The organism is Streptomyces sp. CLV115, from assembly GCF_038448545.1.
GTDB classification, from domain to species: domain Bacteria; phylum Actinomycetota; class Actinomycetes; order Streptomycetales; family Streptomycetaceae; genus Streptomyces; species Streptomyces sanglieri.
This window is the reverse complement of record NZ_JBCEWQ010000262.1, coordinates 1-6,213: the sequence shown is the minus strand read 5'-3', so window position 1 is coordinate 6,213 and position 6,213 is coordinate 1. Positions and strand designations below refer to the sequence as shown.

Genomic DNA, 6,213 nt, shown 5'->3' with positions numbered 1-6,213 from the left:
GGGGTCACGCGCCCCGCAGGCCGGGGAGTCCTCGGCCCTGGCCGCGACCGCCCCGGGCGGCCCGCCCGTCGCGGCGGCCGGCGCCGACGGGGTGACCGCCGCGCTGACCAGTCCGGCGACGGCCCGCGGCTGCCGTTCCTGGGAGGTGGTCGAGGTCCGCGACGGCCGGTCGGCCCGGCTGATGGCGGACCTCGGCGAACTGGCCCCGGCCCGGCTCACCTCGGGCCCGCCGTCCGCGCCGCACGATGTCACCGGGCGGGCCGAGCGGGACAGCTGGGCGCGGACCGCCTGTCTGCTGTCCGAGGTGCGCTCCTACGGGGTGCGGTCGGTGAACTCCTGGCAGTACGCCGTGCAGTCGCTGCCCGAGGGCAACGGCTCCGCGCGCTGGCTCTGCACCCGGGCGGAGACCTGGCGGGGTACCGGCAGCCGGGTCCTCGCCCAGTTCCAGGCCCCGTCGGCGCCGGCCGCCGCGACGGGCGGGCCGCCCGGGGCGGTCGCGGCCAGGGCCGAGGACTCCCCGGCCTGCGGGGCGCGTGACCCCCGGGTGCTGGCCGGGGTGCTGTGGAAGTCGCAGGGCGGCCGCTGGTACGTACTGGCGGCGGGCAGTTCCCGGTTCGCCTCGCTGACCGCGTCGGGCGGGGTCGCGGCGCGCTCCGACGGCCGGCTGCTCGCCGCGCCGGCCCGGGCGGGCGACCGCGCGCGGCTGAACGGGACACTGGTGGACGGCAGTCGGGCGGGCGCGCTGCGCTGACCGCCCGCGCTCCGGGGCGTCAGGAATTCGCCGCACGCCTCTGTTCCGGCGGCTTACCTCTCAGTACATTGACAATATGTCTAACACGCAGCCGGCGCCGGTCGCCTCGGAGCGGACACCTCTCAAGGCCCGCAAGGTTTCCTTCGCCTGGGAGAAGACTCCCCTGCACTGGGTGCCGGGCGACCCGTTCACCACGCACACCATCAATGTGCTCCATCTCCTGCTGCCGGCCGGGGAACGCTGGTTCATCCACGTGTACCGGCAGGTGCTGCCGTACATCCACGACGAGCAGCTGCGCCAGGACGTCATCGGCTTCATCGGCCAGGAGGCCGTGCACTCCCAGGCGCACGACGACGTCCTGCCCCGTCTGAAGGAGCTCGGTCTCGACCCGACGCCGTACACCGCGCAGGTCGACTGGTTCTTCGAGAAGCTGCTCGGCGACCGGACGCTGCCGCCGGGCCGGGCCCGCAAGTGGTGGCTGATGGAGCGGGTGGCGCTGATCGCGGCGATCGAGCACTACACCGCCTTCCTCGGCGACTGGGTGCTCAACGCCGACGAGCTGGACCGGCGCGGCGCCGATCCGATGATGCTGGACCTGCTGCGCTGGCACGGCGCGGAGGAGGTGGAGCACCGCTCGGTCGCGTTCGAGGTGTTCATGCATGTCGACGGCGGCTACCCGCGCCGGGCCCGCACCTGGGCCACGGCGTTCAGCGCGCTGGTCTTCCTCTGGCAGCGCGGCATCCGCTTCTTCATGGAGAACGATCCGAGCCTGCTGAACGGCAAGGGCTCGTTCAAGGACTTCTACGTCGGCGGGAAGCGCGGCACCCTGCCCGCCACCGGTGATCTGCTGCGTTCGGTACCCCGCTATCTGAGCCGGGACTACCACCCCTCGCAGGAGGGCAGCACGGCCCAGGCCATCGACTATCTCGCCCACTCGCCCGCGGCCACCGCCGCCGAGGCCCGTACGACGGGAACCAGCTGACCATGCCGCTCCCCCTGCCCCGCCTGCGCACCGTCGTCCTGGTCGCGGGCGCCGCACTGCTGGCCAAGCGCGCCCTGCACCGCCGGATCCAGAACTCCCCGCTGTGGCCGCTGCCGGCCCTGGAGGAACCGGTCTCGGGCCACTCCGGGCGCCGCACCACCGCCACCCGCCGGCTGCTGATCACCGAACGGACCACCCCGGCCGAGGGCGTCGTACAGCTCCGTCTCGAAGGCTCCGCCCTGCCGCCGTGGCAGCCCGGCGCGCACCTCGATCTCCTGCTGCCCTCCGGCCTGGTCCGGCAGTACTCGCTGTGCGGCGACCCGGCCGACCCCGACACGTACACCATCGCGACGCGGCTGGTCGAGGACGGCCGGGGCGGCTCCCGCGAGGTCCACGCGCAGCTCCACGAGGGCGAGGAGGTGGAGATCCGCGACCCGCGCAACCGCTTCCCGCTCGCCGACGCCCCCGCGTACCTGTTCGTCGCGGGCGGCATCGGCATCACCCCGATCCTGCCGATGCTGAGGTCCGTCGCCGCCTCGGGCGCCGACTGGCGGCTGTTGTACGGCGGACGGACCCGCGCCTCGATGCCGTTCCTGGACGAGATCGAGAAGCTGGGTGCGGAGGGCGGCCGGGTGACGGTGGTCGCCGAGGACGAGGCGGGCCGCCCGGACGCCGCGACGGCCCTGGCGAGGACGGCGGAGGGCACGGCCGTCTACTGCTGCGGCCCCGAACCCCTGATGGACGCGGTCACCGCCGCCCTCCCGCCCGGCCGCACCCTCCATCTGGAGCGCTTCACGGCGGCGGCCGGCCCGTCGGCCGGCTCCGGCCCGTTCGAGGTCGAGCTGCGCCGCTCCGGCCGTACGGTCCGGGTGGCGGCGGACCGGTCGGTGCTGGCCGCGGTCCGCGAGGAACTGCCGTACGTCTCGTACTCCTGCGAGCAGGGCTTCTGCGGAACGTGCCAACAGCGCGTCCTGGAGGGCGAGATCGACCACCGCGACGAGCTCCTGACGGACTCGGAACGGGCGGACTCGATGCTGATCTGTGTGTCCCGGTGCCGGGGCGAGCGGCTGGTGCTGGATCTGTAGCGACGGCGGGGCGGCGAGATCGGGGCCGCCCGCCGCCCCTGCCCCGCCGTCCCACTCGGTACGCTGTCCGGCATGACGACCGGGGTGCGGCGCAGGATGGGCGTCGAGGAGCGCAGACAGCAATTGATCGGTGTCGCGCTGGAGTTGTTCAGTCACCGCGCCCCGGACGAGGTGTCGATCGACGAGATCGCGGCCGCCGCGGGGATCTCGCGGCCATTGGTCTACCACTACTTCCCGGGGAAGCAGAGCCTGTACGAGGCCGCGCTGCGACGGGCCGCCGACGAACTGGCGGCCCGGTTCGTGGAGCCCCGCGAGGGTCCGCTCGGCACCAGGCTGCTGAAGGTGATGGGGCGGTTCTTCGACTTCGTCGAAGAACACGGTCCGGGGTTCTCGGCGCTGATGCGGGGCGGCCCCGCGGCGGGGTCCTCGACGGCGAACGCGATGATAGACGGGGTGCGGCAGGCCGCCTGCGAGCAGATCCTGGCCCACCTGGGGGTGGAGGATCCGCCGGCCCGGCTGGAGCTGGTGGTGCGTTCCTGGGTGTCGCTGGCCGAGTCGACGGCGCTGATCTGGCTGGACGGGCGGCGGATTCCGCGCGAGGAGCTGGAGGTGCAGCTGGTGCACGACTTCGCCGCGCTGGCCGCGGTGAGCGCCGCGTACGACGAGGAGATGGCGGGCATCGTACTGCGGGTGCTCGGCCAGGAGCCGGCGGACGGCCCGTTCGGGGAGCTGCTGAACCGCCTCTCCGCGCTGGCGCCCGCCGTACCCGCCGTTCCCGCGCAGCGGCTGCCGTAGCGGCGGCGCGGCTCAGCGCTTGTCGTAGGACGGGTCCAGATCCCGGGTCTCCGCCGACGCGTGGACGGTGACGTCGGGGCCGGGTACGAGGTGCGCCGCCGCCAACTCCAGTACGCAGGAGGTCAGCCGGGCCTTGGTCTGCGCGCTGCGGCCGGGCAGCATCGCGATCGAGATGTGCAGGACCGCGTCCCCGGCGGCCGCGTCACCGGCCACGAAGTCCTCGACGCGCCGGAAGCGGGTCTTGCAGGCGGCGATCTTCGTGGTGACCGTCTCGGCGACCAGCGGGTGCAGGGCGAGCGCGAAGCCGCGGCGGTCGAAGCTGTCGTCGAGCTCGGCGGAGTAGTCGACGGTGATCTGCGGCATCATGCGCTCCTTGTTGCGGGGCCGAGGGGGACGGCCCGTTGTCGGACCTCACCCTTACGCCGATCGACATGTCCGTGCAAGGGGCACCGACCGGGCCCTACATGAGCAGTTCGCCATGGAGTGCGGCTGCCAGGCCGACCTCCGCGTTGTCCGCCCGGCCCCGTTCGAAGGCCCGCTGGTAGGCGGCGTCGCCGACGGCCTCGCGGGCCTGGCGTTCGCATGCCGCGCGCAGCGGTTCCAGTTCGGGGGTGCCGCGCTGCGGCTGGCCGACCATCCGCCAGTACACCTGCCCGGTGCCGTAGACCCGGGCCGCGCGGGCACCCGCGCCCTGGGCGGCGATCGCCGCGGCCAGGATGTCCAGGCCCAGCGCGATCCCGAAGCGGTCGCGCATGCGGTGCTTGCCCGCCAGCATCGAGCGGGCATGGGCGGCGGAGGTCTCGGCGTCGCCCTGCAGCAGGGCGATCAGGGCGAGCTGGTAGTCGACGTAGCTGCGGGTCCAGCACTCGTCCTGGGCCTCGCAGACCGCGCGCAGGACCGAGGCCGCCTCCGCCGCCTCGTCCAGCCGGCCCAGGCCGGTCAGGGCGAAGACCGTGATGAGCCGGCAGCGCAGCCGGTAGGCCTTTTCGAGCGGGGTGGCGGTGCCGGTCGAGCGCAGCACCCGGTCGACCTCGCGCAGGCCCGCCTCGGGGCGGCCGGTCATCAGATGGGTGAGGCCGCACAGATAGGCGGCGGCGAGGATGCCCTCGTCGGTGCCGTCGCGCGCGGCCTCCCTGGTGCACTCGCGGCCCACCCGGCGGGCGGCCGGGTAGTCGCCCTGGAGCATGACGGTGATGCCCAGCACCCACAGGGCGCGGGTGCGGTGGGGGCCCTCGGCCGGTCCGGCGGCCAGGGCGCGCCGGGCGTATTCGCGGGTCTGCGGGAGATGGCCGCAGCAGCACCAGAAGAAGCCGATCCGGCCGGCCATCTCCTGGGCGGCCGCGGTGTCGTGGGCCAGCAGGTGGTCCAGGGCGGCGCAGAGGTCGGCGTGCGCCTCGGCGATGCGGTGGTACCAGCTGATCTGGTCGTCGCCGGTCCAGCCGGCGTGGGCGTTGCGGGCCAGGCCGAGGAAGCAGGCGGCGTGCCGGTCGGCGGCGGCCCGTTCCTCGCCCAGTTCGGCGAGCCACATCCGTCCGTACTCGCGGATGGTGTCGAGCATGCGGTGCCGTACGCCGTCCCGGCCGACGACGGACTTGGCGACCAGGCCCTTCAGCGCCCTGGTCACACCGTCCGGGCTGAGCGGTCCCCCGGCGCAGACCTCGCGGGCCACGGCCTCGTCGAAGTCGCCGCGCAGGACCGTCAGCCGGGCCCACAGCAGCCGTTCCAGCGGGGTGCACAGCTCGTGGCTCCAGCCGATGGCGGTGCGCAGGGTGCGGTGGCGCGGCGGCCGGACCGAGGCGTCGGCGGTCACGTCGAAGCAGGTCCTGATCCGGGCGGCGATCTGCTGGACGGTGTCCCGGCCGAGGGCCCCGGCCGCGAGTTCGACGGCGAGCGGAATGCCTTCGACGCGGCGGCAGATCTCGGCGGCGGCCTCGGCGTTCCCCGGCTCGTCCAGGGCCAGCCCGGGGGCCGCCACGGATGCCCGGTCCCGGAACAGCGTCAGGGCGTCCGCCGCGCCCTCGACGGGCAGCGGGTCCACCTCGACGACCTGTTCGCCCCTGGTGTTGAGGGGCTGGCGGCTGGTGGCGAGCACGGTGAGGCCGGGCGATGTCGTGAGGATCTCGCCGAGCAGGTGGGCGCAGGCGGGACGCAGATGCTCGCAGCTGTCGAGGATCAGCAGCATCTCCTTGTCGACGAGCCATTCGCACAGGGCGTCGATGGGCATGCGCAGGGTGTGGTCGGAGAGCCCGACGGCGTCGGAGACGGTCGCGATGAGCAGTCCGTCGTCGTGCAGCGGCGACAGGTCGGCCCACCACGCGCCGTCGCGGTGCCCGGCCGCCGCCTGCCGGGCGGCGCGGACCGCGAGCCGGGTCTTGCCGACGCCACCGCTGCCGGTGAGCGTGGTCAGCCGGTGCGTGGCGAGGGTGTGTTCGAGCCGGGCAAGTTCGGCTTTCCGTCCGACAAAGCTCGTTGTCTCCTCGGGGATGTTGCTCGCCATGGTCACCGTCGCTGAAACAGGTGGACCGGCCGGTCCCGGACCCTGGTTCCGGTGCGGCACAGGCATGCGGGATGCCTGTGCCGTCCGGAGAGGGGCCGGGACC

The 6,213-nt window shown here is 73.9% G+C and carries 5 protein-coding genes and 1 pseudogene; 4 read left to right on the top strand and 2 right to left on the bottom strand.

Annotated features, from left to right (window positions below; all coding sequences use genetic code 11):
* The 4 genes and pseudogenes from AADR41_RS40625 to AADR41_RS40610 all read left to right on the top strand — a co-directional run.
* A pseudogene (locus AADR41_RS40625) lies at positions 1-751 on the top strand (hypothetical protein); the annotation flags it as partial.
* 76 nt (positions 752-827) lie between these two features.
* Positions 828-1,733: a metal-dependent hydrolase gene (locus AADR41_RS40620; protein ID WP_342287357.1), complete on the top strand. Its 906-nt coding sequence runs from the start codon at positions 828-830 to the stop codon at positions 1,731-1,733.
* 2 nt (positions 1,734-1,735) lie between these two features.
* Positions 1,736-2,818, top strand: a complete 1,083-nt coding sequence (locus tag AADR41_RS40615) for a PDR/VanB family oxidoreductase (protein ID WP_342287355.1) — start codon at positions 1,736-1,738, stop codon at positions 2,816-2,818.
* A gap of 72 nt (positions 2,819-2,890) precedes the next feature.
* Positions 2,891-3,613: a TetR/AcrR family transcriptional regulator gene (locus AADR41_RS40610; RefSeq protein ID WP_342287354.1), complete on the top strand. Its 723-nt coding sequence runs from the start codon at positions 2,891-2,893 to the stop codon at positions 3,611-3,613.
* A 12-nt stretch (positions 3,614-3,625) separates the two neighbouring features.
* Here the strand turns inward: AADR41_RS40610 and AADR41_RS40605 are convergent, their stop codons facing one another.
* The gene (locus tag AADR41_RS40605) at positions 3,626-3,976 is read right to left on the bottom strand and encodes a 5-carboxymethyl-2-hydroxymuconate Delta-isomerase (RefSeq protein ID WP_342287352.1); all 351 of its coding nucleotides are present in this window, start codon (positions 3,974-3,976) and stop codon (positions 3,626-3,628) included.
* Between the two features lie 97 nt (positions 3,977-4,073).
* The gene (locus tag AADR41_RS40600; protein ID WP_342287351.1) at positions 4,074-6,110 is read right to left on the bottom strand and encodes an ATP-binding protein; all 2,037 of its coding nucleotides are present in this window, start codon (positions 6,108-6,110) and stop codon (positions 4,074-4,076) included.
* Positions 6,111-6,213 lie beyond the last annotated feature (103 nt).

Bases quoted from the DNA above. Each gene is read 5' to 3' on its own strand.
- AADR41_RS40600 (WP_342287351.1), bottom strand. From the start codon at position 6,110: ATGGCGAGCAACATCCCCGAGGAGACAACGAGCTTTGTCGGACGGAAA.
- AADR41_RS40610 (WP_342287354.1), top strand. From the start codon at position 2,891: ATGACGACCGGGGTGCGGCGCAGGATGGGCGTCGAGGAGCGCAGACAG.
- AADR41_RS40605 (WP_342287352.1), bottom strand. From the start codon at position 3,976: ATGCCGCAGATCACCGTCGACTACTCCGCCGAGCTCGACGACAGCTTC.
- AADR41_RS40615 (WP_342287355.1), top strand. From the start codon at position 1,736: ATGCCGCTCCCCCTGCCCCGCCTGCGCACCGTCGTCCTGGTCGCGGGC.
- AADR41_RS40620 (WP_342287357.1), top strand. From the start codon at position 828: ATGTCTAACACGCAGCCGGCGCCGGTCGCCTCGGAGCGGACACCTCTC.